26 protein-coding genes, 2 tRNA genes and 1 pseudogene are annotated in these 21712 nt (G+C 60.9%); 11 read left to right on the forward strand and 18 right to left on the reverse strand.

Annotation, left to right across the window (positions count from 1 at the left end; genetic code table 11):
* Window positions 1-41 precede the first annotated feature (41 nt).
* Both WB528_RS04565 and WB528_RS04570 read right to left on the reverse strand, forming a co-directional pair.
* Window positions 42-353, reverse strand: coding sequence for a hypothetical protein (locus tag WB528_RS04565; protein ID WP_423887241.1), 312 nt, complete (start codon window positions 351-353; stop codon window positions 42-44).
* A gap of 209 nt (window positions 354-562) precedes the next feature.
* Window positions 563-648, reverse strand: a tRNA-Tyr gene (locus tag WB528_RS04570).
* A gap of 394 nt (window positions 649-1042) precedes the next feature.
* Between WB528_RS04570 and rlmB the strand changes: the two genes are divergently transcribed.
* Entirely contained in the window at window positions 1043-1885 is an 843-nt protein-coding gene (gene rlmB, locus WB528_RS04575) for a 23S rRNA (guanosine(2251)-2'-O)-methyltransferase RlmB (RefSeq protein WP_423887242.1), read from the forward strand.
* A gap of 92 nt (window positions 1886-1977) precedes the next feature.
* Here rlmB and WB528_RS04580 read toward each other — a convergent pair whose 3' ends face one another.
* Together WB528_RS04580 and WB528_RS04585 are read right to left on the reverse strand one after the other, a co-directional pair.
* On the reverse strand, window positions 1978-2361 hold the full coding sequence (locus WB528_RS04580) for a hypothetical protein (protein WP_423887243.1): 384 nt from the start codon (window positions 2359-2361) through the stop codon (window positions 1978-1980).
* A 49-nt stretch (window positions 2362-2410) separates the two neighbouring features.
* A complete protein-coding gene (locus WB528_RS04585; RefSeq protein ID WP_423887244.1) occupies window positions 2411-2962 on the reverse strand; it encodes a hypothetical protein in 552 nt (183 codons plus the stop codon).
* Window positions 2963-3573: 611 nt separating this feature from the next.
* Between WB528_RS04585 and WB528_RS04590 the strand changes: the two genes are divergently transcribed.
* Window positions 3574-3963, forward strand: a complete 390-nt coding sequence (locus WB528_RS04590; RefSeq protein ID WP_423887245.1) for a hypothetical protein — start codon at window positions 3574-3576, stop codon at window positions 3961-3963.
* Window positions 3964-4869: 906 nt separating this feature from the next.
* Window positions 4870-5109 carry a DUF6894 family protein gene (locus WB528_RS04595; protein ID WP_423887246.1) on the forward strand — a complete coding sequence of 80 codons (240 nt, stop codon included), beginning with the start codon at window positions 4870-4872 and terminating at the stop codon, window positions 5107-5109.
* 255 nt (window positions 5110-5364) lie between these two features.
* Here the strand turns inward: WB528_RS04595 and WB528_RS04600 are convergent.
* From WB528_RS04600 to WB528_RS04610, 3 genes are all read right to left on the reverse strand, one after another.
* Window positions 5365-5439, reverse strand: a tRNA-Thr gene (locus WB528_RS04600).
* Window positions 5440-5554: 115 nt separating this feature from the next.
* Window positions 5555-5812: a hypothetical protein gene (locus WB528_RS04605; protein ID WP_423887247.1), complete on the reverse strand. Its 258-nt coding sequence runs from the start codon at window positions 5810-5812 to the stop codon at window positions 5555-5557.
* 144 nt (window positions 5813-5956) lie between these two features.
* Window positions 5957-6079: a hypothetical protein gene (locus tag WB528_RS04610; RefSeq protein WP_423887248.1), complete on the reverse strand. Its 123-nt coding sequence runs from the start codon at window positions 6077-6079 to the stop codon at window positions 5957-5959.
* Between the two features lie 157 nt (window positions 6080-6236).
* Between WB528_RS04610 and WB528_RS04615 the strand changes: the two are divergent.
* Window positions 6237-6464: pseudogene (locus WB528_RS04615) on the forward strand (hypothetical protein); the annotation flags it as partial.
* Window positions 6465-6556: 92 nt separating this feature from the next.
* Here WB528_RS04615 and WB528_RS04620 read toward each other — a convergent pair.
* The 4 genes from WB528_RS04620 to WB528_RS04635 all read right to left on the reverse strand — a co-directional run bounded on the left by WB528_RS04620 (window position 6557) and on the right by WB528_RS04635 (window position 8851).
* The gene (locus WB528_RS04620; RefSeq protein ID WP_423887250.1) at window positions 6557-6796 is read right to left on the reverse strand and encodes a hypothetical protein; all 240 of its coding nucleotides are present in this window, start codon (window positions 6794-6796) and stop codon (window positions 6557-6559) included.
* A gap of 154 nt (window positions 6797-6950) precedes the next feature.
* Window positions 6951-7664 carry an outer membrane protein gene (locus WB528_RS04625; protein ID WP_423887251.1) on the reverse strand — a complete coding sequence of 238 codons (714 nt, stop codon included), beginning with the start codon at window positions 7662-7664 and terminating at the stop codon, window positions 6951-6953.
* 289 nt (window positions 7665-7953) lie between these two features.
* Window positions 7954-8355: a hypothetical protein gene (locus WB528_RS04630; RefSeq protein WP_423887252.1), complete on the reverse strand. Its 402-nt coding sequence runs from the start codon at window positions 8353-8355 to the stop codon at window positions 7954-7956.
* A 202-nt stretch (window positions 8356-8557) separates the two neighbouring features.
* Window positions 8558-8851: a His-rich protein BRANT gene (locus tag WB528_RS04635; RefSeq protein ID WP_423887253.1), complete on the reverse strand. Its 294-nt coding sequence runs from the start codon at window positions 8849-8851 to the stop codon at window positions 8558-8560.
* Between the two features lie 334 nt (window positions 8852-9185).
* Between WB528_RS04635 and WB528_RS04640 the strand changes: the two genes are divergently transcribed.
* On the forward strand, window positions 9186-9731 hold the full coding sequence (locus WB528_RS04640) for a tetratricopeptide repeat protein (RefSeq protein ID WP_423887254.1): 546 nt from the start codon (window positions 9186-9188) through the stop codon (window positions 9729-9731).
* A gap of 58 nt (window positions 9732-9789) precedes the next feature.
* Here WB528_RS04640 and WB528_RS04645 read toward each other — a convergent pair whose 3' ends face one another.
* A complete protein-coding gene (locus tag WB528_RS04645; RefSeq protein ID WP_423887255.1) occupies window positions 9790-11352 on the reverse strand; it encodes a S10 family peptidase in 1563 nt (520 codons plus the stop codon).
* A gap of 208 nt (window positions 11353-11560) precedes the next feature.
* Between WB528_RS04645 and WB528_RS04650 the strand changes: the two genes are divergently transcribed.
* The 3 genes from WB528_RS04650 (at window position 11561) to WB528_RS04660 (ending at window position 13587) form a co-directional block, all read left to right on the forward strand.
* The gene (locus tag WB528_RS04650; RefSeq protein ID WP_423887256.1) at window positions 11561-12340 is read left to right on the forward strand and encodes an NAD kinase; all 780 of its coding nucleotides are present in this window, start codon (window positions 11561-11563) and stop codon (window positions 12338-12340) included.
* 107 nt (window positions 12341-12447) lie between these two features.
* Window positions 12448-12993 (forward strand): response regulator, encoded by a 546-nt coding sequence (locus WB528_RS04655; protein WP_422252577.1) that lies wholly within the window; start codon window positions 12448-12450, stop codon window positions 12991-12993.
* An 18-nt stretch (window positions 12994-13011) separates the two neighbouring features.
* Window positions 13012-13587: an Hpt domain-containing protein gene (locus WB528_RS04660; RefSeq protein ID WP_423887257.1), complete on the forward strand. Its 576-nt coding sequence runs from the start codon at window positions 13012-13014 to the stop codon at window positions 13585-13587.
* A 105-nt stretch (window positions 13588-13692) separates the two neighbouring features.
* On the opposite strand, the gene WB528_RS04665 is transcribed toward WB528_RS04660, so the two are convergent.
* From WB528_RS04665 to folE, 4 genes are all read right to left on the reverse strand, one after another.
* Entirely contained in the window at window positions 13693-14868 is a 1176-nt protein-coding gene (locus tag WB528_RS04665) for a DUF2336 domain-containing protein (protein WP_423887258.1), read from the reverse strand.
* 156 nt (window positions 14869-15024) lie between these two features.
* Window positions 15025-16092 (reverse strand): transglycosylase SLT domain-containing protein, encoded by a 1068-nt coding sequence (locus WB528_RS04670; RefSeq protein ID WP_423887259.1) that lies wholly within the window; start codon window positions 16090-16092, stop codon window positions 15025-15027.
* 371 nt (window positions 16093-16463) lie between these two features.
* Window positions 16464-16892 carry a phosphoribosyl-AMP cyclohydrolase gene (gene hisI / locus WB528_RS04675; protein ID WP_423887260.1) on the reverse strand — a complete coding sequence of 143 codons (429 nt, stop codon included), beginning with the start codon at window positions 16890-16892 and terminating at the stop codon, window positions 16464-16466.
* Between the two features lie 181 nt (window positions 16893-17073).
* Complete coding sequence (gene folE / locus WB528_RS04680) at window positions 17074-17796, reverse strand: GTP cyclohydrolase I FolE (protein WP_423887261.1); 723 nt, start codon at window positions 17794-17796, stop codon at window positions 17074-17076.
* A 228-nt stretch (window positions 17797-18024) separates the two neighbouring features.
* On the opposite strand from folE, the gene WB528_RS04685 reads away from it, so the two are divergent.
* Entirely contained in the window at window positions 18025-18495 is a 471-nt protein-coding gene (locus tag WB528_RS04685; RefSeq protein ID WP_423887262.1) for an iron-sulfur cluster assembly scaffold protein, read from the forward strand.
* A 38-nt stretch (window positions 18496-18533) separates the two neighbouring features.
* On the opposite strand, the gene WB528_RS04690 is transcribed toward WB528_RS04685, so the two are convergent.
* Window positions 18534-19433, reverse strand: a complete 900-nt coding sequence (locus tag WB528_RS04690; RefSeq protein ID WP_423887263.1) for a hypothetical protein — start codon at window positions 19431-19433, stop codon at window positions 18534-18536.
* Window positions 19434-19825: 392 nt separating this feature from the next.
* Here WB528_RS04690 and yidD point away from each other — a divergent pair, with 392 nt between their 5' ends.
* Together yidD and WB528_RS04700 are read left to right on the forward strand one after the other, a co-directional pair.
* Window positions 19826-20182, forward strand: a complete 357-nt coding sequence (gene yidD, locus WB528_RS04695; protein WP_423887264.1) for a membrane protein insertion efficiency factor YidD — start codon at window positions 19826-19828, stop codon at window positions 20180-20182.
* Window positions 20183-20289: 107 nt separating this feature from the next.
* Complete coding sequence (locus WB528_RS04700) at window positions 20290-20457, forward strand: hypothetical protein (RefSeq protein WP_423887265.1); 168 nt, start codon at window positions 20290-20292, stop codon at window positions 20455-20457.
* A gap of 21 nt (window positions 20458-20478) precedes the next feature.
* Here WB528_RS04700 and WB528_RS04705 read toward each other — a convergent pair whose 3' ends face one another.
* Window positions 20479-21696, reverse strand: a complete 1218-nt coding sequence (locus tag WB528_RS04705) for a hypothetical protein (protein WP_423887266.1) — start codon at window positions 21694-21696, stop codon at window positions 20479-20481.
* Window positions 21697-21712 lie beyond the last annotated feature (16 nt).

Here is a 21712-nt window from a genome sequence, read left to right on the forward strand (position 1 = left end):
TGGCTGCATTCGCCTTGTTGGGCGGTTAAAGGCGGGTGAACTCAGCCCCGGTTCGTCGCTACCAGAAACGCGAGAATCGACTCCGATATCTCGCCGCATTCGACAAGGCGTCGGCGCACTTCATCCGCGACATCCACGGTCACGTCACGGGACCATCCTTCAGCGGTGTTGAAGGTAACGATGCGGACCGGATTTTTATACTCGCCTGATAGCAGGTTGAGGATCAGCGTCTCGCGATCAGTGGCCCCTTCGTCGGTCTCACGCCACGCTCGCCCGGTCCGGCCAAAATCGTCCAGCACGAGATAGGTGTCTTGATCCGGCCCGTGGGGCGCGATGGATGGCGAGGCACGCATAACGGACCTCCTCGACGGGAAGCCTGCATTATCGCGCAGTTTTTCAGGTTCTCCAGCCACCTTTTTGAGCAGGCAAAGGGCGGTGGTTGTCGATCGCCCCAAACCAGCATTGTTGACTGTTCGTTGACTCAAAAACTTCCGCAGAGAATGACCACCGACCTCGCTGTTGGCGAGGCCGGATAACTATCTGCATTTGCTATAAAAAAGGCTGGTGGGGAAGGAAGGACTCGAACCTTCGAAGCCATGAGGCGGCTGATTTACAGTCAGCTCCCTTTGCCACTCGGGACACTTCCCCATTCAAGCTCCATCGCAAGCTTGACCGCCGCTGGGGCGGAAATCAGCTTGTCGATGACGCTGAAAACCGGAAACCTTCACAAAGGCTCCGGTCGGGCGCGTTTATGGGCGAAGCGCCATGCCAAAGTCAACCAAGGCGCCGCGCCCACTTTCCGAAGTTCCCAAACCCTTCCCGGGCAACGCGTTTTTGCGAACTTCGGAAAGTCAATGAAGCACTGCCAAAATCATCAAATTCCAGTGCCGCTCATCGATCAGACGTCCCCGAACGCACCCGCCGCCCGCAAAGCGGGGACGTCAGATCGGCGGTGCTAGCGTCCAAAACGCCAACATTTTCAGAGCCTCAAGTAAATTGCCTCGTAAATTGCGTTGGGCCGGAACCCGTGAGACAAGCTTCCATGCGCGATCGCGACCGAAAGCCGAAATTCCACCGCTCCGAGGGGTCCAAAGGAGCCGACAAGCGCCCCGAGCGGCGCCGTGAGACCGGCCGCCGGCCGCCCTGGCGCGGACGCGAGGGCGCCGACGACGACACGGTCATCCTGTACGGCTGGCACACGGTCACCGCGGCCTTGGCCAATCCAAGGCGGCAGATCCGCAAGCTGCTGTTGACGGAAAACGCCGCGCGTCGCCTGACTGAGGACAAGATCGATACCCGCGTGACGCCTGAGATCGTGCGGCCGAACCTGATCGACCAGCGGCTTGGCCCCGATGCCGTGCATCAGGGCCTTTTGATGGAAGCCGATCCACTCGACTCGCCCGGCATCGATACGCTGGCCGAGGCCGGGATCGTGCTCGTGCTCGACCAGATCACCGATCCGCACAATGTCGGCGCGATCATGCGTTCGGCCGCAGCCTTTGCCGTGAAGGCGATCGTCACCACCGCGCGCCACAGCCCGGAGGCCACCGGCGTCTTGGCGAAATCTGCGTCCGGCGCGCTGGAACTGGTGCCGCTGGTGACGGTCCAGAATCTTGCCCGCTCGCTCAACGAGATGAACGAACGCGGCTTCATGACCGTCGGGCTCGACAGCCAGGGTCATGAAAATCTCGGCGCGGTCGCATTACAAGAGCCGCTCGCGCTCGTACTCGGCGCGGAGGGCAAGGGTTTGCGGCAATTGACGCGCGAAACCTGCAGCGTGGTGGCGCGGCTCGACATGCCCGGCGAGATCAAGAGCCTCAACGTCTCGAATGCGGCCGTGCTCGCGCTTTATATTGGCGCCAGCCGGCTTGGCTTGATGGGCTGAAACCTCACAAAAGAACGGCGCCGGTTCGCAGATCAAGCGAAGCCGGCGCCGATGTCTTTCAGACCTGGCCCTAAAATGCCAAGGTCAGCCGATCAGTAATAGCTGTGCAGCACGTGCGGGCGGTAGCCATAATGACGATGGTGCCAATAGTGATGGTGCCAACGATGATGATAGCCCCAGCCGTAGATGCCTTCTTCGCGATAGACGCGGCGCGGCGCGAATTCGCCGGAGCCGGTATAGGTCGGGCCCTGCTCCACATAGTAATATTGCGGCGGGGCGACCGGGTGATGATATTGCACTTCCGGATCGGGCAGCCGCTCATACGTGGCGTAGGGCTGAACGTAGGTCTGTCCGCAAGGGCTGACATAGCCGCACGGCGAGCAGCCGCCGTACGCTCCGCCGCAGGCCAAAGCGGGCGCCGAGCTTGCGGCCACCACGGCCAAAGCCGCTACCAATCCTGAAATCGTCTGACGCATTACTCTCTCCTGTTGGGTCGTCTTCATTATTGAACTTGAATACTTGAAATCACGGACGGTGCTCCGGGCCTCTCTGTTCCCCGGCTTCCGGCTGAGCGGCCGGATAGCTCTGCTGAGGCGGGATAGCGTTCTGTTGAGGGATCGCAGAGCGTTGCTGGAAGCCATGTTCGCGCTCACGCTCGTTGAATTGTGGGGCAATGATCACCGGCGGCGGATTCTGCGGCACCTGGTTGAGCGGGACCGGCGGATCAGCCTGCTTGGATCCCGCGGACCAGGATTGATGGAAAGCCGGCGCGGGCTTCGGCTTGCCGGCGCTTTCAATTTCCAGACGGCCATAGCCCGGCAGGTGGCCCGCGCTCGGATAGTAATGTCCAACCGGCGGTCCCGGATCGATGGGGTGACCGCCATACACTGTCGGCTGGACATGGACGCCCTTGCCCAGGCCCCAGTCGCCTTCGACCACCGCATAGGATGCATCGACGCCGTTGATGATGACGGGCACGCCTGGCCGACCCGGAATCGCTATCACCGGACCGGTGCTTTGGGCCGACGCGGCGCCGATCGATCCAAGGAAGACTGTCAGTGCCAGTACCGCACGCATTGCATACAATCCCGATAGGCCCGTAACCCTAATCCAGGCGTGGCCTGCGAGGGTTAAAACGAGCCGCCAAACTGACGGTAAGCCTAACGCGCAGGCCTTCATGCTTCGTCAATTTGCAAGCGTTCGCGAGACGAAAAAAGTCGACAGGACGGCCGACCGCAGCGCCGGCAGTGCATGCCGAACCAGACGGCCGGATCGAGGAAGATCAGCGACGCCGCATCGGCTTCATCGACCGGAACAAGCCTTTAGATTGCGGGTCCGGGCGTCTCTTTCGGCGCCCGCGGCGGCGCCGGAAACGCCGAGGCACCACTCGTAACGGACGGCAAAGTCGGAGGGACCAGCCGGCGCCTCGCAGCCGGCCCCCGCAAGCCGGATCTGAAAGTCCGCCGCGGACCTGATTAAAGGCCGCCTTTGCATATTGCCGGCAAAACGCGGGATCGGCCGCCTGCGCTTCCGTCAACAAAGTCAATGTCAGCAAAGCCGACAAAAAGACCGTGAACAGCAGCCAGTCGGCCATGCGCATGTTTCCGGTAGCCAAGGTTAATCCCTGATTAATTTTATTCTGCGACTGGTGTTTTCGTCACCCCTGATCCGGGCTGCGGAGAACACCGATGTCAACCACGTCAACGATCAACATCTTCAGCATTCTGCAATCGGCCTATGCGGCTCCGACCCAGGCCTCGATCCCGCCCGGTTCGAAGTTTGCCAAGGTCGATCCGACGCAATGGCACGGCACCTGGACCACAAAGGACTCCAACGGCAAGCCGGTTACGCTCACCATTTCAAATGTCAGCGGCTATCGCGCCACCGTTCGCTTTCAGACTGCCGACGGCGGCCTTCAGACCGGGCGCGTCCTGATCAACACCAAAAACGTCTTCCGCATCGGCAATTCCCAGATGCAGCTGACCGGCGCGGGCAAGATGACGATCAGCACCGTCATCACCGATCCGACGACCGGCAAAGAGTCGATGGAAACGGATCACGCCACGCTCCAAAGCTGAATTCTGCTGAAGCCCGATTCAGGCGATGTCAGAGGCTGGTGCCGGTTGGGTGCTTCACGCAGTCTAGCCGACAAGCACATATTGAGATCATTAGCTTCGGAATCTGCTGCGAAACGGAAATTCAGCCAGTCCCGGTGCCGCATAGCCGGAATCGAAAGGGGCCGCATTAGCGCGACCCCAATGGCCGGTTAAATTTGTTCGGGATGAAATCCAGCCCCGGCAACAAGGAGCGTAAGGTTTTCCACAGGACGGGGTAGTCGGACAAATACCGTCCATAGCACTGTCCTAATTAATTGCGCGAGCGTACAAAACAGAACGGCCCCGACTCGGGGGAATTGAGCCGGGACCGTCCGGGATTGGCCAGCGCCCGGTCGGCGGGCGCACCCAACCATTCCAAAGATGCCGCTGCCATAATGGTTCCAATCTGGGTGTCCAGCACCTTGGGGGCAGTGCTCGCCTGTTTCCGACCGCAGAAACTGGCCTAACTCAGTGGCCTGATTTGATTATGCTCAAATTGAATCGGGCAGCGGACCAATTCGTGAACCAATTGCTAATTTCTTTGTGGAGGTGAGCAAAACAGAACAGCGCGCCCGTATTGCAGCGCGCATCGTCGGCCCATCACCGCCCCCTGTAACGGCATCCCACCGGTGACTGAGAGTGTTATGCTCCCCGCCTGAGCCAAGGCGAGTATCATGTCCTTCCATTTCGGACCGCTCTGTCCAATCTGCCAATCAGCAACGATACTGGCGCGGGTAACGTCCGGCCGCTTGGGCTTCCATATCCGCACCTTTGAGTGCTCCGAGTGCCGCGACATCCATCAGATTGTCGCCGAACTGGCCGATCCTATGAAATCTCGAAAAACACAAGGCTGGATTCGAAGCGGATTGCGAGCGCCGGCGTAAGCCAATGCCCCGCTACTTTTTCGATGTTGCAGACGGCCACCGGCTTTTTGATAAGTCAGGATTCGTTTGCGACGACGATATTGATGCAATCGTTAGAGCGGCGGTGCTCGCCATAGGCGTTTCACTCGATACGCCTAAAGACGATCCTGAGCGCCGCGTTGCTATAATCAACGATCAGGGTCGTGAGATTGGCACCGTGCCTGTGTATTCCAAGCCTTCGCTACAACATCCGGCCAGTAAGTGACGGTCAGGCCGCCTCGGCTGGCGGCCTCCTTTACGTTAGAGGCGGCTCTATCTGGTCCTTAGCACCTTCAGCCAATTGTCTAAGCAGATCGCCGCGCCGATTCCGCTGTGTCGCCAGAGCAAGTTCAGACTCAGCTATCTGCTGTCGATAACCCTCAATCTTTAGTTTGAGGGTGTAACGCACAACCTCAAGGCTCTAAAGGGAGTCGACCCCTGTGGGGCTAGGTCGGGTATCTCGGTATGTCGGCTAAACGGCTGGTGCCGGTTGAGAGGATTGAACTCCCGACCTTCGGTTTACAAAACCGCTGCTCTACCGCTGAGCTAAACCGGCAAATTGGGGACACTTTATCGTCGCTGCGGCCGGCAACCGGTGGCCGGCGCGAGCTGCGCGGGTCAAATAGCAGAGTTGCCCGGCAAGGGCTATCCGTTGTCGACAGGATTGCAGGTCACGCCTGGCCGTCCTCCAGGCCATATTCCCGGTAGATCGCCTCCCGATCGGCGCCCGGAAACAGCCGGCATTTGGCTTGCGCCAAATGGAGGTTGACGGTCCCTGACGGGCAGCCCGCGGTAAGCAGCTTTTTGATGTCGTCCATATGCGCCGCTGGCTGATGCTTGGGCGGCAATTGCTCAAGCGCAATCAGCGCCGTTGCGAGCGATTCCGTCACCACCCATTCGTCGTGGCCGGTGATTCCTTTTCGCGGCATGCGACCATCCTTTCGTCTTTGACCTTTCGACATCAGAGACGCTCAAACGAGCCCCAGTCGGAGCCCGCGATCGCGATCAGGACAGAATATCAGGGGAAATAAGGCGGTCTTCAAGGCCGCACTTGCGACCGCTTGCGGATCCGCTCACAAGAACGCACATAATAGCGCAAGATTGGCGGCGCAGGCCACCAGCAACGCGATCGACAGCGTCGCGTGAATTTTCCCGCTAGATATCTGGCTAATGATGCTCATGGCGGTCGCGAGCATCAGGCGATTCTATCCAGAGAGTCCCGCACCATATTTTTTCCGGGATTCAGGTCTCGTTTACGACTCAGGCCACCCGGGCGCCCCCGCGCGCCTGTTCCCGGCTGCAACCCGAACGGACCTTCTGCGTTAAGGAGGTTGTTTTCTGGCGGAGCTCTGGATGCCCTACGCGTTATTCTGCAACGAGGCGAAGCTGAGCAACGCCTACCCGACAGAAGCCGATGTCTGGAAACTCGCCCGCCAAAGCGGCCTTGTGGTGGAGGCAGTATCCGAGGACGATATGCCGGGGTCGCGGCCCGTCCTGGAGAACGACTACGAGATCAGGCCTTGCCGGGCGGATCCGCAGGAAGATCCGATGCGGAATCAAGCTGATGCCGAGCGGGAAGCCGCGCGCGGCCTGCCATGGGACAACCTGACGGCGGACCGGACCCCCGAGACGGCTCAACATCTGGAAGACGGCGGCCGACCTCGGAAAACGGCTTAGGGGGTCGCTTCCGCCAGCGACGCCTGCTCGGTGGCCAAGGCCACGCAACTCCTGCGCCGGTGAAGGCCTCTGATAGCGCCGGTGACTTTCATCACCTGCCCCGGCGGGCATTGAGCGCTCTCGACAAGGGCGATCTCATAGGGAGAGAGAAGCAGGGGTTCGGATTTCAGCACCGTTTGCGCCACGCACGGCAAAGCGATCGCGCAGAAGACGAACGCTAATGTGAAAACGCGCATGGGTGCTGTCCAGCGAACCGGCAGCGCGATAATAGCCGATGTCGGGCAAAAGTTTCACGACAGCGAAAATAATTTTTCAGCCGACAAAAAAGGCCGGCGCTAAGCCGGCCTCTTCCGTTTCCGGCTTGTGGCCGCTTGGTCCTAATACTTGGTCCTAGTATTTGGCGACGACCGGACCGCCCCATCCGAAGCGATAGTTTATCCCGAGCTTGACGGTGTGCTCGTCATCCCTGAACCGCGTCCCGACGATGGGCGCAGGGCCGGTCAGGAAGGTCGTGTTGCCGAAGTTATAGTACTGGTACTCTCCTTTGATCGACCAGTTCGGCGTGAACATGTATTCGAGGCCGGCGCCGACAGTGTAACCGTCCCGATGATCGCCACCGGTCGTGAAAGCAACCGGGACGCCGCCCGTGGTCACGCCGAGATTGTCGTTGTTGCGCCAAGCGTAGCCGCCCTTGGCATAAAGCAGCGTCGGTCCGAAAGCATAACCGAGCCGGCCGGTCACCGAACCGAGTTGGTCGGCGTTGGCGGTTGCTACGGTGCCGCCGGGGAATGCGACGCCATTGCCGCTGTTGCCCGTCAGCCAGCTGTACTGGGCTTCGGCGCCGATAACCCAGTTATTCGAGAACTGGTAGTCAGCGCCACCCTGCACGCCGCCCAGAAAGCGGGCATCGTTCGAGCTAAGGCTGTTGCCTCCCGGGAAGGCCCCGCCGATGTGGCCGCCGAGATAGAAGCCGGTCCAGTTGTAGATGGCCTCTGGCGCCTTATACACCGGAGCCTTGGTGTAGGTTCGCGCCGGCAGATCGGCTGCAAGGGCCGGAGCCGCGAATGCCACGAAGGCGGCAGCGCCTAGCAGAATCTTTTTCATGATAGTTCCCCGCTATTGTCGTGATCGACAACATCCAAACAACGTGGCGCCAATTTGGTTGCTTCGTGGCAGGTGCAAACACGTTTCTTTGCAGGCTGTAGCAGCCATGCCACAACGCCATTTTGTTCCACGCCGAAAGGCTTTTCGGCCACAAATATACAACTTGGTCACGGTCGGGCGGCTGAAGGTTTACCGTTCTGCTGGAATCTCGCTGAAAAGTGATCGCGCGTGAGCTCCGCGTTACGCCGATCGGAAACCCATTTCCATCCCGTGCGCCGCAACAGATCGCTTACCGCGTCATTTTTTCCATTTCCGGAAACGGCGACAACGCCGCGCCCGTACAGAGATCGCCGCTCTTTTCGATCATCCGGTCCAGCCGGCCGTTGACGAAGAGCACCGCGCGCTCGCGCGGCTCGCGATAGCTGCCATCTGATTCGCGCGCGGAGTAACGCAGGCAACTGATGTAGCGCATCTTGCCGTTGACATCGCGCATCACAGGTTCGGCCATCGCCGCATCGCGCACGCCAACCGGATTGTTCAGATAGGTCTTCATGAACCCCAGCAATTCGGCGCGATAGTCGGCCGGGAATGATTGCGGCGTATCCGGCTTTTTGTCGAACAAGCTGAAGCTGCGCTCCTCCCCGCCGCTCGAACACGCTGCGAGCGCGATCGGCAGCATCAGAATAGCCACGCGCTTTGCGGAAATTCCCAATCGAAACCTGTGCTCTGGTTGGCCGTTCGAAACGGGTTCTAGCCCTTCTGAAAATGAAAGGGAATTCGCATTTTGATTTCTAAAAACAGGCGCCGGCCCTACGCCGTTGGGGCAGCGTGGGCCGGACCTGAAATCCGAAAAGACGTCGTCGGATCGAACCGCTCCGCCGTTCGGATCGTTCTCAGCCGCGCTTGGCGGGGTGCGTAACAGGCTTGGCTGAGACCTTCAGAGACTTGTGAAGCTTCGCCGCCATCTTCTTGTGGAAGCGATGATGCGTGTAATGCCGCACATGATGGCGACCCATCTTGGCATTGGCGTTCAGGGTATTCTTCACGGTGGCGGACTTGGTGACGGGGGCCTGCACCGTCTTGGACGTGAAAGTCTTGGCCGTGAAAGTCTTGGCCGTGCCCGCAGCAAGCGCCGGCGCGGCGAGGACAGTGACGGCAAGCAGGGCTGCGGAAATGGTTTTCAACATGGATAGCTCCTCTCGAAGGGATCACGGAGGGCCGGTCGGATGGCCGGGCTCGTCGATCATGGCGCGACCTTAAAAGGCGGCCGCTGAACGCGCCGTGAAGCCGGACAACGGCCCCCGTTCATCTCGATGAATTTCCGGTCATGTTTGGCGGCCGGCGCGCAAATGCGTCTAATCTGCGTTTTTACCGCCGGACCGAGCCAACACGGGGATGGATCGCCTGCGAAAAAATTCCCGAAAAGCGCAAAAAAATGCCGCTGGAATGATCGCTAGCTGCGGGTGTTCAAATCGAAGGGCTCCGGTGTAGGGTTGCCCTTGCTGAAATCAGGAGAGACGCATGACAAAAATTGCGATCCGACTTTTGACTCTTGCGATGTTTGCCGCAGCGACGGCGGCCGGACCCATGGTCAATGTTGCGAAGGCGGCCGGTGGTGATACGCCCTCACCCCCGACCGACACGTCCAAGGCCAAGAAAAAGAAGCATGACAAGAGTTCGAGCATCGACGAGCAGAAATTTCTCGACGGCTATCGCGCGGCTTACGCCACGATCTACGATCGCCATGACTACGCGTCCGCGATCGCGGAGCTGAAGGCTCTCGGCCGGGACGACGTCGCCGACGTTGCCAATCTCATCGGCTACTCCTACCGCAAGCTCGGCGACTACAAGGTCTCGCAGGTTTGGTATGAGCGCGCGCTCCAGGCTGACCCGAACCACGTTCGGACCTGGCAGTATTACGGGCTGTGGCAACTCGAGCAGGGCAACCGCGAATCCGCTCAGTATCACCTCGGCCGCATCAAGCAGATTTGCGGTACCGACTGTGCCGAATACAAGTCGCTGGCGATGGCCCTCGCGCAGCCCGCGGGCACCGGCCTCGTCTACTGATTGCGGCAAACGACCGGAATTGGCCGGCGCAGGCGACTGCGCCGGTTTTTCTTTGGATTCACTTCATCAACGCTTCCGCCTCGCTACGGAAAGCCTGGCGCGAAGCCTCACGCGAATAGAACATGTGACCGCCCCGATAGACCACGAGCTTCACCCGATCGGGAGAAGCATATGCAGGCAATTGATCGAGCCAGATTTTTGAGCCGAGATAAGGCGTGGCGAGATCGAACAATCCGTGCGCAACCAAAAGCTTCAGCTTGGGATCGAGCGCGAGGATTTGCCGGAGCTGGGTAATCGACTGGGCCGGATTTAATCCGCGGCCGAAATCCCAGGCGTGCTCAACCGAGCTGTTGAGCAGATGGTAAGGACCGTCAGGACGCCAATGAAGCGTGCGTGCGGTGAGATCGACCGCCGCACTGGTCAAAGGGGCGATCAGCGGATCGCCCGACGGATCGCTAAAATGGCCTTCGTCTGAATCGGGGTTAGGGTCAAAGCCCAGCACGGAGCCGTCATAGCGTCCGGTCACCTTGCCATCGCGGCGATCGAACTCGCGGCGAAACTCGGAAGTATCGAGACGCCCTGCAAGCCGGCGGGTGACAGCCTGATCTATTCCGGTCAGGGCGGAGACACGGTCGGCCAGCCGCGTCGTGGCCTCCTTGTCCGCTTCGCCCTTGACCAGGTCGGCGAGGAAATCGCCGCGCGCGTAGATTTCAACGTCCGTCATATCGGCGCGCGTGACCGGATGTTTGGCTTCGCGCGCAATCGCCGTCATCGAAGGCAGGCTGATGACATATTGCAAAAGGCTCGAGCCGCCGAATTCGCGGAAATCGAGCACCGGAGAGACCAATATCAATCCCTTGATGCCAACGCCCTGCCCGGTCTGCAATTCGCGAACGATCTTCGGCCCACGAATGCCGCCATAGCTTTCGCCGACGAGGTATTTAGGCGACAGCAAGCGGTCGTACTTTTCCAGATAACGGCGAACAGCCACGGCCAGCGCATTGACATCGCCATCGACGGAGAAGAAGTGCTTGCGGACGTCCTCGTCAGTCGAAACGAAGCGGCTATAGCCGGTGTCGACGGGATCGATGAAAACGAGGTCGGTAAAATCGAGCCAGGTCTCGGCGTTCGGCTTCAACTCGGGAGACGCCGAGGAAATCGCAGCGTCGCCTTCGATGGACAACCGCCAGGGTCCGGCGCAGCCGAGTTGCAAATAGGCGGAAGAAGCCCCCGGCCCGCCATTGAAGAAAAACGTCACCGGCCGGCTGCGCGGGTCGGCGCCTTCGAGCTGGTAGGCCGTATAGGCAATATCGGCTTGCGGCTCACCCTTGCCGTTGAACAGCCGAAGCGAGCCCGCCGTCGCGGCGAAAGCCAGTGTCCTTCCCTGAACAGAGATGGTTTGCTTGGTGGTGGAATCTTCCGGCAACCGCCGCGCCTCGCTGGACGCCGTGGCGTTGCTGCGCGAGGATGCTGGCCCCGATTTCTGGCCTGTGGGCGAGGCCTGCGTCGCAGGCGCCGGCTGGGATGAAGGCTGTGGCTTTGCGTCCTGGGCATCCACCCTGCCCACCAGCGCCAACGCGGCAAGGGCCAGGAGCGCCGGGATAACGGTTCGAATGCTCATTAATCTTTTCTCCAACTTCCCACGCAAGCCCGATGCCAGCCGTTTTCGTCGCGTCAAAGCATGTTATTTTGCACTAGCGGCGGATTTTAGCCGAAAACCATGACGGGCGAGAGGCCTGCTCTGGCAATCATCTCGACAAGCCCCGCCTGGGTCGTATAGACGACCATCCACTGCGCCGGATGCGCTTACAGGATCTTCGGCAATTTCCATGACCAGTCCCGAACAATATGACCGGATCGCCTTTGTCGCGAGCGCCAGCGCGGAAGCCCAGGAGGCGCTCGATCGGCTGGTCGAGCTTTACGGCAATCATGATCCCTCGAATGCGGATGTCGTGGTCGCGCTCGGCGGCGACGGGTTGATGCTGCAAACGCTGCATCAGCAGATGCATTCCGGCAAGCCCATTTACGGCATGCACCGCGGCACGGTCGGCTTTCTGATGAACGAGTTCTCGACCCATGATCTGCACGAGCGTCTGGCGGCGGCGCGAGAAACGCTGATCAATCCCCTGCTGATGCGGGCAACCGACATTCATGGCGTCGTTCACCTGCACCATGCCATCAACGAAGTCGCGCTGTTTCGCCAGACCCATCAGGCCGCGCGCCTGCGGATCCTGATCGACGAGCATGAACGCATGCCCGAACTGATCGCCGACGGCATCCTGGTGGCAACGCCCGCCGGCTCGACTGCCTATAACCTGTCAGCACAGGGACCGATCCTCCCGATCAATGCCGCGCTGCTCGCACTGACGCCGATCAGCCCGTTCCGGCCAAGGCGTTGGCGCGGCGCGCTGCTGCCCAACACCGCCTTCGTGGTGATCGAAGTGCTCGAAGGCGACAAGCGTCCGGTCGCGGCAGTGGCCGATCACGACGAGGCCCGCGACGTCCGCCGCGTCGAAGTTCTGTCCGACAAGACCATTTCGATGCGGATGCTGTTCGATCCCGGGCACAGCCTCGACGAACGCATCCTGCGCGAACAGTTCGGCTATTAACCGCGCCGACGACCCCGCCATCGCAACCATTCATTAACGCGGCCGGGATATGGTTAACGGCACGTATACCAGCGTTGGCGCGTATGCGTGTCCCGAAGGACGCGACCATGTTCCGTATCGATTTCAACAAGCTCCGATTCCTCATTTGCGACGACAACCCGCATATGCGCCGCATCCTGCGGACGCTGCTGCATTCGTTCGGCGCGCGTGAAGCCTATGAAGCCGAAGACGGCGCCACCGCGCTCGAAATGTACACGCACTACGTCCCCGACATCGTCATCACCGACTGGGCGATGCCGATCTTCGACGGGCTTGAGTTGGCGCAGATGATCCGGCAGCCGGAATCCAAGGGCAATCCTTATGCGCCGATCATCATGCTGACGGGTCATTCCGAAAAGCGGCGCGTCACGGTGGCGCGCGATGCCGGGGTGACCGAATTTCTGGCAAAGCCGATCTCCGCCAAGGGACTGTATCAACGCATCCTGAACGTCGTCGCCAACCCGCGCCCGTTCATCAAGACCAAGACCTATTTCGGCCCGGATCGCAGGCGCAATACCAACGGCGCCTATATCGGACCCGAGCGACGCGTCGGCGGCGAAATGGAAATCCTTCAGCAGCCCTCGCTGCTCGACAAGGCCAGATCCGGCGTCTAGCAGGGAAGAGCGAAGCGCATGCCGAACAGCAAATCCGACATCGATGTCCAGAAATTCGCCGATCACCATGTGATCACCCAGCCCAACCCGCTGCGCAAGGTGCTGCGGCGGATGGCTGACGACGATATCGACGATCCCGTCGCGCGTGCCGAGAAGGCGCTGGCCGACATGTCCGGCGAATTCAAGCAATGGATGGATATCGAAGTCGGACGGCTTGCAGCTGCTCACGCTGCCGCTGTCAAAGCAGGCTTTACCAAGCCTGCGCGCGACGAACTCTTTCGCGCCGCTCATGACATCAAGGGCGATTCCGCGACCTTCGGCTTTCCTTCAGCCGGCGCCGTTGCCGAGAGCCTTTGCCGGATCATCGAACACGCCCCCGATCTCGCGCGGGTGCCGACCGACCTGATCGTGCACCATATCAACGCCATTCAGGCGATCGTGCATCAACACACCAAACTTGACACGATCAGCATGTCGAACGAACTGAGCCGCCGCCTGCGCGGCGTGGCCGACGAATATCTCGCGCATGTCAACCGCGATCGGCCCGAGCACCTCGAGGCCGTGATGGCGCCGAGCATCGCTCCGGCGGATTAACACAGAGGGCGGCGCGGCCAAAAAGGCCCGCACCGACTTTCAAATCTCCGGTATGATTGTTGAAATGCAGCAGCGCCCGCTTGCCCTGTAAGGCTATTTTGCGCCTTACGCCGCGATCAGGCCCTGCGAAATTGGCTCGATGGCCTCTTCCGCCGCGAGTTCCTCGCAGAACAGGCGCGCCTCTTCCCGCGCCGATTCGGTTGCGAAGCGCCGCAGCAGGATCAAGAGCGGACCGGCCGCGTTCTGGTCGGTTTCGCAATGGGTCAACACGCGTTCGACCATGCGCCGGCGCAGGCGCGCTGCCCCGCTGAGCGTATCGGCAAAGCCAACCTCGTGGATCACATCAAGCGCGGCGCGGAAGGCACCGAATGTGGATTCCGGCAACCCGGCCCGTCGTAGCAGCGCGACGAGGCTGGCCTCACCCCGATCGAACAGCAGAGCGGAGACGCGGCTGCGCGGCAGACCGGACAATTCGGAGAGCGCGGCCTCGAACAATTCGAGATTGCCGGACAGAAGCGCGCGCAGGATCAAGCCAGCGGTGAGCTGGGAGGTTGCGCGCAGATGTGCGATCAACCCGCGCATGTCGTCGCCGCGTGAGGAAGCCGCGATGCTGACCGTCGAGCGATCGCGCGCCTCACCCGCTATCCGTTCGGCGCGATCGGCGCTCAGCCAGTTCTTGGCGACGACAAACTGCGCCAGCGTGTCCGACAGCTTGGCCACCAGCGCAACCCGCGTCGCGGCTGGCAGATCCTCGAATTCCAGCATTGATTCCCGGATCGCCGCAAGATGGCCGTGGCGCTCGACGATGCGGTCCCAGGAAAATGGCGCGAGTTCCGCGTAGGCGTTTTCGATCAATTCCAGCGCCGCCGCTGCTGAGCCGACTTCGGCAATCGCGGCGCAGACGGAAGAAGGCAGATTGATGCGGCGGGCGATCGCGCATTGCGTCTGGCCGTCGCCGGTTGCGACGATGTCGACGAGATCCGCATCGATCAACAGCGGCGAATGTTCGAGGATGGGTAAAGCGACCGACGGCTGATCCAGCGCCAAGGCCTGCACGATGGCGGCGGGCGCCTCCTGACTGCGGGCGAACACATCCGCCATCGCCCGGCGCACCAGCGGCGAGGCGTCATCCAGCAGCATCAACAGCGCGCCTTCAGCGGCAGCCCGGTCGTCTTCGGAAAGATCGGAGAGCAGCCACGCCCGCGCCATGGCCCGCGTCGCTTCGGCGCGTTCGCCTGCGGAGGCCGTCTTTATCCAACTGATGAACTGCCGAACGATCATTGCCCTGCCGGCTTACGCAAAACCTCGGACGCCTTCATTTTGCGCCAGTGCAAGACAAAATAAACCACGACGCTTAACAAAGCGTTCACTATAACAGGCTGGTTTCATTGACGTTTTGTTAAGGCCTGCGGCGCGCCTGGACGCCTTACCAGGCCCTTAGCCGCTAAAGGTGCCGTTGCGATCGCTGAAAAGATCGAGCCCGCTGCCGGTGGCTGCCGCCGGCAGTGCCGCAACCGAAGTCGAAGGCGCTGTCGTTGCGGACGATGCTGGCGGATCCGACGTAAGCGAGCCGGAGTTGCCCCACAATTCACGTACCGCCTGCGAAACTGGTTGAGTGCGGCCGCCATCCTGAAACAGCGAACGGAAGACCGGACTTGAGGGAGCCGCATCTGCCACCGTCGTCGGCGCGGCCGCTGTGGCCGGCGCGGCAGACCGGGTGTCCGGGAAGCTCGAGAGAAAGGTCGCCGCGTCCGCCACGGATGGACTTGAGGCAGGAGTTGGGACGGCGCTTGCAACTGCCACGCTCGGCTTGATATCGCCGCCGGCCGACGCCATCGCGCTTTGCGTGGCCGACGAGGTGGCGGCGCTGGCGTAGCGCTGCTGGAGCACCGAATAGACTTCGGACACGCTGCGCGCCCGCCCGCTCGCGCGGTCGTAGAAGATCGATCGGTTGGCGGCAGCGGCATTCGGAAACAGCCGCGCGGCGGAAGCTTGCCCATTATCCTCGGCATTGCCGATCAGCTTGGCCGCTCCGCCGACACCCATGAAATGGGCCATATACAATTCGCTCTCGGTCGGACGCCGGCCGATCATGCCGGTCAGTTGGAAACTATTCGACTGAGTGAGCGCGGCCGCCATGGCGGACGCTACGCTCGGATCGTCGCGCAGCTTCAGGATCGCCCTGCGCGCGTCCGGGTCGGCCACCGAATAGCTGCCGTCGGAAGATTTGGTAATCATGTCGGCGTAGTTGCCGTAGCCGAGCTGGGCGCCAGCATCCTTCACGGTCGCAAGCCAGGTCTGGTCGATGAATTGAAAGAGCCCGTGGGCCGACGAGGTCGATGCTCCCGCCGTCGGATTGAAATCCGATTCCATCTTGGCGGTCGTCAAAAGATACTGAAAGCTCGTGCCGCTTGAGCCCGCGGCCTGCCTGATCGCTCCGGCAACGCGCGCGCGCGCAGGATCGACACCTGCCGTTGCCGTGGAGCCCGATGTGTCGACCGACATTTGGTCTCCGCTCCCCGCGAAATGACCCCTCTTTAGCTTGCGCGCAGGCTCCCACCAGCGCTCAAGCCGGACTCACCGTGCGGCTGACATGGTTAAGGTGAGGTTAAGACGGTTTTAACCCGAGGCACCGGTTGCGGGCTATTGCTCGACTGGCCAAAAACCCGAAGCTTGCGGGCCGTCAGCCGGAACAAGCCGCCACGCCGCCCCCGAAGCGACATGCCTGAACCACCGCTCACTACTAGTGAGAGGCGCTTTGATCTCGACGGCGATCCCCTCCGGGATTTGATCCTTCATCCAGATCAAAATGCGCTAATTCGCGCCGCGAAACGAATTTGGCGATCTTCTCCCAAGGGCAATCACGGTCTGCCATTTCACTTGCCGTAAAATGTCTTCGGATCGAACATCTTGTCCGCGTCTACGAAGGACAGTCGCGCACCGCCATCGGCGGCTTCGACCTTGCGGTAGAAGCAGGAGTGGCGGCCGGTGTGACAGGCCGCACCCGTCTGCTCGACGCGGAGCCAGACCGCATCCTGATCGCAATCCATGCGCATCTCGGCCACGCGCTGGACGTGGCCGGAAGTTTCGCCCTTGCGCCACAGCGCCTGCCGCGACCGGCTGTAGTACCAGGCTTCCCCGCTCGCAATCGTCCGGCGGAGCGCCTCCTCGTTCATATGCGCAACCATCAGAACCTCCGACGTTGTGGCGTCGGTGGCCACACAGGTGACGAGGCCGTTGGCGTCGAATTTGGGCCGGAACGACAACCCTTCCTCGATGGCGTTGCTATCGGATGAGGTGGACACGAGAGCTCCGATTCCGAAGTTCGCAAGCTATCGGGGTGGCCTCTGATGCGAACTTCGGAATCAAAGGAGCTCTAGCAAAAAATGGTTTTTCAGTGCGGCTTTTGAATTTGAAGTTCCTATAACGAACTCGCGGCGAAACCGATGGAAACTTCAAATTGGCAGCACTGGCTTTCGACGATTTCTAGCGCTGAGGCGTCCGAACCAGGGACATGAAACGGGCCTGCTCGGCCGGATTATCGCGGAACATACCGGTGAAGCGGCTGGTGAAGGTCATCGCACCGTGCTTGGCGACGCCGCGCACAGACATGCAGGTATGCTCGGCCTCGATCAGGACGGCGACACCGCGGGGTTTGAGAACCTCGTCGATGGCGGCGGCAATCTGCGCCGTCAGGTGTTCCTGGGTCTGCAAGCGGCGAGCGAAGATATCGGTGAGCCGCGCAAGCTTCGACAGGCCCACGACGCGCTCGACCGGCGTATAGGCGATGTGCGCCCGGCCATAGAACGGCATCATGTGATGCTCGCACTGGGAGGTGAATTCGATATCACGGACCAGCACGAAATCGTCATAGCCCGCGGTTTCGCCAAAGGTGCGATCGAGCACTTCGGCCGGGCACTGGTGGTAGCCCTGATACAATTCGTCGAAGGCCTCGACCACGCGGCGCGGCGTGTCGAGCAACCCCTCACGTCCGGGATTTTCGCCGATATAGCTCAGCAAGGTCTGCACCGCCGCTTCTGCTTCGGAGCGGGACGGACGCGGCTGATCCGCGCGGACCGCGGCTGCCAGGAATTCGGAAGGATCGAGCTCGGCGGGCCGGACGTCGGCCGGCTTTGCCTCGGCAGGCTTCATATCGGATGGCTTGGAATCAGAAGTCTTTGGGCGGAGGGATTTGATCAATGCGTCCATGTCAGCTCCGTTCGACCGGTCAGCAGCAAGACCGGAGTGTCACCGGCAGACGGGGCGGAGTACCGCCGGGCGCCTGAGTCCCCCCTTATAGATACCGCTTTACGGTGGGCCAACGGGTACCGGTTTCGAACCACCTCAGGAAAATGGCGGGGTGTATTTCCACCATTCCCAATCATATATAGGGCCATGCGCCGTAGCCGCCAAGGGCGGGGAACACGAGTTCGGGCTATGCTAAACGACATCTACAACAAACGAATCATCGAACTCGCCGGTAATATCCCCCGGCTAGGCCGCCTGCCCTCGCCCGATGCGACCGCCACCGCTCATTCCAAGTTGTGCGGATCGACCGTGAAGGTCGACCTCAAGATGGACGGGCCCGTCGTCACCGACTTTGCTCATGACGTAAAAGCCTGTGCCCTCGGCCAGGCCTCGTCGTCGATCATGGCCGCCCATGTCGTGGGCTCTACCGCCAGCGAGTTGCGAGAACTGCGTGAGACCGTCCGAAAAATGCTGAAGGAAAACGGCAAGCCGCCTGAGGGCAAATGGGCCGAAATCGCGGTGCTCGAACCGGTCCGCGACTACAAAGCGCGGCACGCCTCAACCATGCTCACCTTCGATGCCGTCGTGGATGCGATCGGCCAGATCGAAGCCAATGAAAAGGCCGCCGATCAACCCGCCTCGCTGCCAGCCTCTGTTTAAGAGATATCGGTCATTTCACGAACGGCCGAGACTCGGCCTCACTGCGCGGGTCCAGCCGCGACAACAGCCGTCGGGGCGAGAACCTCGGCGGTCCGGGTAGATTTGGCTACCGGGGCGGCGGATGCGTCGTGCGCCACTGAGCTCGCAAGACGGTCCTGCACCGGCTTTGCAGCCAACGTCACGCCTCGCACCACCGAGGACGGCAACACTTCGGCAACCGCGTCTGTGGTCACGAGATTGGTCAGCCGCAATTCTTCGCGCGACAATTCGTGCAGCTCTTCCCAGGGCGGAACGTTGAGCGAGAGCGCCAGCAGATCGCCGGCGCCGCCCATCTCGAAGGTATATTTCGCAAGCCGGCCGATATCGCGTTCCACGATCATCAAATCGTCGGCGGAATAACTCGCAGCCCTGGCGTCGTCGGCGCGGTCGCCCATCCAGATCTGATGCACCCGCACATGCGCGGTTTCCGGCACATAGCGGGTCTTGCCGGACAACAGCAGGAACACACACATCGACTCGCAATAGGCTTCGGGCTCAATGACGCCGCGATCGCCTTGCGCGCTGTGGGCAAGAACGCTGGTGCCAACCGTCGTCATCAGACCGAGACTGCGGAAACGGCGTCCGAGCGTGATGGAGTCGTTGACCGAGCCGCCGCTGGAATCGAGCACGATGGTGGCGCCGCGCAGATCGCGCCCGTGCGCGAAATCATCAAAATCCCTCGGGCTGTCCGAGGTCACGATGCCCACGGCGCTGATCCAGCCTCCGCAATGCGGCTGGCAGATCACCCAGCTGAACTGCATCGGGAGCTTGCGCTCCTCGAGGGTTCCCTCGGCATGCGCCAAATCGCCAAGCACGGCGAGGAGGCCCGGCACGGCCACACACATGGCGACAGCGGCCAAGACTGCCCAGCCGCGCAAGCGAAGTCTGACAAGTTTCAATTTGGTTCCTTCCCCGCAATCGCCAGCACACGGCTGCATCGGTTCAAGACGAAACGACTCTGTCATCCCCAAGTTATAAAACGTAAACCGAGTTGACCAAATCGTCCATAGAACCATTGCGGCGCCGCGCTAGCGGGTGGATTTGACATTCGCTCCAGCATCGCCACGAGTTCCACAGCGAATGTCAAATCCAAAACCCCACTAGAAAACCTATATTTTACAGTGGTCCTCTGATTCTAACGTTTGCAAAAGTGTCAGCCGCGTCAACATGCAAACGTTAGAATTGGACCACTCTTCGTTGATATTTCCAGAACTGTGGCACAATTACTGGCATGGGAAAGTTCCATGCTTTGGAACCAAACAATCCACGCGCACAACGCAGCATCACGCCGATGAAGCACTGGCCATCCAAGTTGTCGTCATTTTCCGTGCATTGCGCGGATTGTTCGCGCAACCCCGGGCAACTACCGAGACAGGCAGCTCGCGCGATGATCTGGCTGTATCGGCACACGCTATCGCCGCTGGTCGGATACAATTGCCGGCATCTGCCCACATGTTCGGTCTATGCGGATGAAGCGATCGGCCGTTTTGGATTATGGGCCGGAGGATGGATGACGTTGGCGCGGCTGTTGCGTTGTCAGCCCTTCGGTACCTCGGGGATCGACAACGTTCCAACGACCAGACCAGCCGGCGCACGCTGGTATCTGCCGTGGCGCTTCGCCCGCTGGCGCGGCGTCAACGCTCCGTGACGAACGTCTACGCTGCAACGCATCATCCGAAATACGTTGTCATAGCGCCGGAACCGGCGCTTTATTGCCGGATTGGTTCGATGTCTCCTCCAGGGAGGACGTCAACGATGCGCTGGAAAATTCGACCCAGTGGTCACGATCCACGGCAGGTCGATTTGTTGGCGGTGCTCGCGATCCTCGTCATCATCATCGCAATCGGCCATTACCTGGACGAGCCTGCGAACACCCATCTCACAAGCAGTTTCATTGTACCGAGCCAGACCGTGCGCTGGTAGCGCCCAGCTTGGGCGATCCTTTTACTGAAACCAGAGAAATCCGCGCGACGGCCCAGGCTGCAGCGGTGGCAGTGGCGCGGGACGAGGTTTGCGCGGGCGCGGCTTGCGTGGTGGTGGTCGCGGCGCCGTCTCGGTCGATGAAGTCGCGTCCGCCGTGGCCGAGCCGTCATCCGGCAAGCGGACGGACAACAGCAAGTTCGATTCGTGCGAACGCCACTGGTAGCCGATGCCGAAATCCATCGGCTGCGCGCGGCGGAACAGTTCGGCGTAGGACTGTTGATATCGTCCGGGAAACTTGTCGATTGGACCGGCATAATGCCCGAACGGAAAGAAGCGCCACTTCTTCGCGCCGTAATAGCCGAGCGGAATTCCGGAATCGTCCTGAATGATCGTTGCGCTATTGGCGAGAATGAAATCGCGCACCGTGGAGAAACTGCCGGAATGCAAAAGGTACGACGCGCTCTTGAGCAGGCTGTTTCCGGGCGCAAGCGTCGCACAGAACTTCAGGAAGCCGCTTGCCTTGACGCCGGAGTCCGACAGATCGGTTGAGAAATAATACAACGTCTTTTCGACGCCATCGCTTCCCGCGAACACGATCCTTAGACCCCGCGTCGCATTCGCACCGGCATTGTCGTTGGCAAAATACGCCGTTCCCTTGCCATCGAGCGCGACGGTCGAGACGTTCTTGATGGTCTTTCCGGAGCGCGCCAGGAACACGTAAAGCAGCGGCATCGCGCCGTTGACCTGCGCTTCATGCAGATCGACCTTCATCTTCTTGGTGATGAAGAAAGAAAAACTCAGGATCGAGCCGAGCGAGTGCTCGACATTGGCAAGCGCCGCTCCGACGGCGCTGCGCGGCACTTTCGTCAGATCAGACACCGACCCCGGAGGCTCGAGCGCGCTCAGGACGTAGGTGGTTGCCTTGGGGTAAAACGCGTCGGCGTAAAGGAAGTCCGGGCCGGAGAACATGTAGAACATGGTCGGCTTCGGCGCGGAGAGATTCGCATCCGACCAGGCGCGGACTTTCGATATCTGCCGCTGATCGAGTTGGCCGAAAGCAGAATCGAAGAACTTCGCATGGCGCTGCCATGCCGGATCCTTGGTGAGCGCCATCAGTGGAGAGTCGGCCGAAGGGATCATGCCGGCGAGGAAACGCGCGGTATCATCGGCTGTGACGGTGTCGGCGGCGCGCGCGCCGGGCGCAGTCGCAAGCACCAGAACGGCTGCGGTCGCCGCGATTTTGAGGGTCCGGAAC

It is taken from the genome of Bradyrhizobium sp. (assembly GCF_049586575.1).
Taxonomy (GTDB): domain Bacteria; phylum Pseudomonadota; class Alphaproteobacteria; order Rhizobiales; family Xanthobacteraceae; genus Bradyrhizobium.

What these genes read in the sequence shown, in the direction of transcription:
- WB528_RS04685 (WP_423887262.1), top strand. Translation starts at nt 18,025, where the DNA reads ATGCTAAACGACATCTACAACAAACGAATCATCGAACTCGCCGGTAAT.
- WB528_RS04580 (WP_423887243.1), bottom strand. Translation starts at nt 2,361, where the DNA reads ATGCGTCAGACGATTTCAGGATTGGTAGCGGCTTTGGCCGTGGTGGCC.
- yidD (WP_423887264.1), top strand. Translation starts at nt 19,826, where the DNA reads ATGAAGCACTGGCCATCCAAGTTGTCGTCATTTTCCGTGCATTGCGCG.
- WB528_RS04585 (WP_423887244.1), bottom strand. Translation starts at nt 2,962, where the DNA reads ATGCGTGCGGTACTGGCACTGACAGTCTTCCTTGGATCGATCGGCGCC.
- WB528_RS04650 (WP_423887256.1), top strand. Translation starts at nt 11,561, where the DNA reads ATGACCAGTCCCGAACAATATGACCGGATCGCCTTTGTCGCGAGCGCC.
- WB528_RS04565 (WP_423887241.1), bottom strand. Translation starts at nt 353, where the DNA reads ATGCGTGCCTCGCCATCCATCGCGCCCCACGGGCCGGATCAAGACACC.
- WB528_RS04670 (WP_423887259.1), bottom strand. Translation starts at nt 16,092, where the DNA reads ATGTCGGTCGACACATCGGGCTCCACGGCAACGGCAGGTGTCGATCCT.
- WB528_RS04700 (WP_423887265.1), top strand. Translation starts at nt 20,290, where the DNA reads ATGCGCTGGAAAATTCGACCCAGTGGTCACGATCCACGGCAGGTCGAT.
- WB528_RS04605 (WP_423887247.1), bottom strand. Translation starts at nt 5,812, where the DNA reads ATGCCGCGAAAAGGAATCACCGGCCACGACGAATGGGTGGTGACGGAA.
- WB528_RS04590 (WP_423887245.1), top strand. Translation starts at nt 3,574, where the DNA reads ATGTCAACCACGTCAACGATCAACATCTTCAGCATTCTGCAATCGGCC.
- WB528_RS04655 (WP_422252577.1), top strand. Translation starts at nt 12,448, where the DNA reads ATGTTCCGTATCGATTTCAACAAGCTCCGATTCCTCATTTGCGACGAC.
- WB528_RS04620 (WP_423887250.1), bottom strand. Translation starts at nt 6,796, where the DNA reads ATGCGCGTTTTCACATTAGCGTTCGTCTTCTGCGCGATCGCTTTGCCG.
- WB528_RS04660 (WP_423887257.1), top strand. Translation starts at nt 13,012, where the DNA reads ATGCCGAACAGCAAATCCGACATCGATGTCCAGAAATTCGCCGATCAC.
- WB528_RS04665 (WP_423887258.1), bottom strand. Translation starts at nt 14,868, where the DNA reads ATGATCGTTCGGCAGTTCATCAGTTGGATAAAGACGGCCTCCGCAGGC.
- WB528_RS04625 (WP_423887251.1), bottom strand. Translation starts at nt 7,664, where the DNA reads ATGAAAAAGATTCTGCTAGGCGCTGCCGCCTTCGTGGCATTCGCGGCT.
- WB528_RS04640 (WP_423887254.1), top strand. Translation starts at nt 9,186, where the DNA reads ATGACAAAAATTGCGATCCGACTTTTGACTCTTGCGATGTTTGCCGCA.
- WB528_RS04645 (WP_423887255.1), bottom strand. Translation starts at nt 11,352, where the DNA reads ATGAGCATTCGAACCGTTATCCCGGCGCTCCTGGCCCTTGCCGCGTTG.
- WB528_RS04610 (WP_423887248.1), bottom strand. Translation starts at nt 6,079, where the DNA reads ATGCTCGCGACCGCCATGAGCATCATTAGCCAGATATCTAGCGGGAAA.
- WB528_RS04595 (WP_423887246.1), top strand. Translation starts at nt 4,870, where the DNA reads ATGCCCCGCTACTTTTTCGATGTTGCAGACGGCCACCGGCTTTTTGAT.
- folE (WP_423887261.1), bottom strand. Translation starts at nt 17,796, where the DNA reads ATGGACGCATTGATCAAATCCCTCCGCCCAAAGACTTCTGATTCCAAG.
- WB528_RS04635 (WP_423887253.1), bottom strand. Translation starts at nt 8,851, where the DNA reads ATGTTGAAAACCATTTCCGCAGCCCTGCTTGCCGTCACTGTCCTCGCC.
- rlmB (WP_423887242.1), top strand. Translation starts at nt 1,043, where the DNA reads ATGCGCGATCGCGACCGAAAGCCGAAATTCCACCGCTCCGAGGGGTCC.